The organism is Arthrobacter sp. 2YAF22_2 (assembly GCF_052114645.1).
Classification (GTDB): Bacteria; Actinomycetota; Actinomycetes; order Actinomycetales; family Micrococcaceae; genus Arthrobacter.
The window spans coordinates 1-1,672 of the sequence record NZ_JBFRFD010000661.1; the positions used below are offsets into that span (position 1 = coordinate 1).

Genomic DNA, 1,672 nt, shown 5'->3' on the forward strand with positions numbered 1-1,672 from the left:
GTCCTCTTCTTGAACAACGCGGTCAACCACGGCATCCTGACCCCGCTGGGTACGGAACAGGCGCTCACGCAGGGCAAATCCATCCTGTTCCTGCTCGAGGCCAACCCCGGCCCCGGCGTCGGCATCCTGCTCGCCTACATGCTTTTCGGCAAGGGCATGGCCAAGGCCTCGGCCCCCGGTGCCGCGCTGATCCAGTTCGTCGGCGGCATCCACGAGATCTACTTCCCGTTCGTGCTGATGAAGCCGATCATCATCCTCGCCGCGATCGGCGGCGGCATGACCGGCATCTTCACCCTCGTCCTGACCGGCGCAGGTCTGCGCTCGCCGGCCGCCCCGGGCAGTATCATCGCGGTGTTCGCCGCGACGCCGGCCGATAGCCTGCTGGGCGTAGCCCTGTCGGTGCTGTTGGCCGCCACCGTGTCCTTCCTGATTGCCTCGGTCATCCTGAAGACCAGCAAGACCGCGGACGAGGATGAACTCGGCGCCGCGACCACCCGGATGGAAACCATGAAGGGCAAGAAGAGCTCCGTCTCCTCCGCCCTCGCGGGAGCCGGGGCGGGTGCCGGGAGCGTCGCGGTGCTGGCCGGTCCGGTCAAGAACATTGTCTTTGCCTGCGACGCCGGCATGGGCTCCAGCGCCATGGGCGCCTCGGTGCTGCGCAACAAGATCAAGGCGGCCGGCTACCCGGACGTCAAGGTCACCAATTCCGCCATCGCGAACCTCAGCGACACCTACGACGTCGTCATCACGCACCAGGACCTGACCGAACGGGCCAAACCCGCCACGGCCAGCGCGGTGCACGTCTCGGTGGACAACTTCATGAACTCGCCGAAGTACGACGACGTGGTGGAGCTGGTCCGGAGCAGCAACGCGCCGGCCGACGGTTCGGGTGCTGCGGGCGAAGGCCTGGCCGGCGCCGGAGCGGCGGCGACAGCGACCGCCGTCGCCGAACCCGAGACCGAAGCCGGCCCTTCAGGCATCCTGGCGGCCGACAGCGTGGTCCTCAGCGGCACGGCAACCACCCGTGACGCCGCGATCGACGAGGCGGGCCGGTTGCTTCTGGAGCGCGGCGCCGTCGACACCGGCTACCTGGCGGCCATGCACGAGCGGGAGGAATCCGTGTCCACCTACATGGGCAGCTACCTCGCGATCCCGCACGGCACCAACGCAGCGAAGGACCACATCATGAAGTCCGCCGTCTCGGTGGTCCGCTACCCGAATGGCATCGACTGGAACGGCAAAGAGGTCAAGTTCGTCGTCGGCGTCGCCGGCATCAACAACGAGCACCTCCAGATCCTGTCCTCCATCGCCAAGGTCTTCACCAACAAGGCCCAGGTCGCGCAGCTGGAGGCGGCCACCACCGTCGATGAAGTGCTCGACTTGTTCGGAAAGGTCAATTCCTAGTGAAGGCTGTTCATTTCGGAGCCGGAAACATCGGCCGCGGGTTCGTCGGACTGCTGCTGCACGAGGCCGGGTATGAGGTGGTGTTCGCGGATGTCGTGGACGCCCTCATCACCCAGCTCGCCGCAACGGACAGCTACCAGGTCCACGAGGTGGGGGACAACCCCGCGGTGCGGACCGTGGACAACTTCCGCGCGCTGAACTCCGGCACCCAGGAAGCCGACGTCGTCGCGGAAATCGCGACGGCGGACATCGTCACCACCGCCGTGGG

The 1,672-nt window shown here is 66.9% G+C and carries 1 protein-coding gene and 1 pseudogene; both read left to right on the top strand.

Annotated features, from left to right (window positions below):
* Positions 1-1,404, top strand: a 1,404-nt coding sequence (locus AB4Y86_RS18440) for a PTS sugar transporter subunit IIA (protein ID WP_441403592.1), incomplete at its 5' end; no start/stop codon positions are given.
* A pseudogene (locus AB4Y86_RS18445) lies at positions 1,404-1,672 on the top strand (mannitol-1-phosphate 5-dehydrogenase); the annotation flags it as partial. The gene AB4Y86_RS18440 and the pseudogene AB4Y86_RS18445, both read left to right, overlap by 1 nt.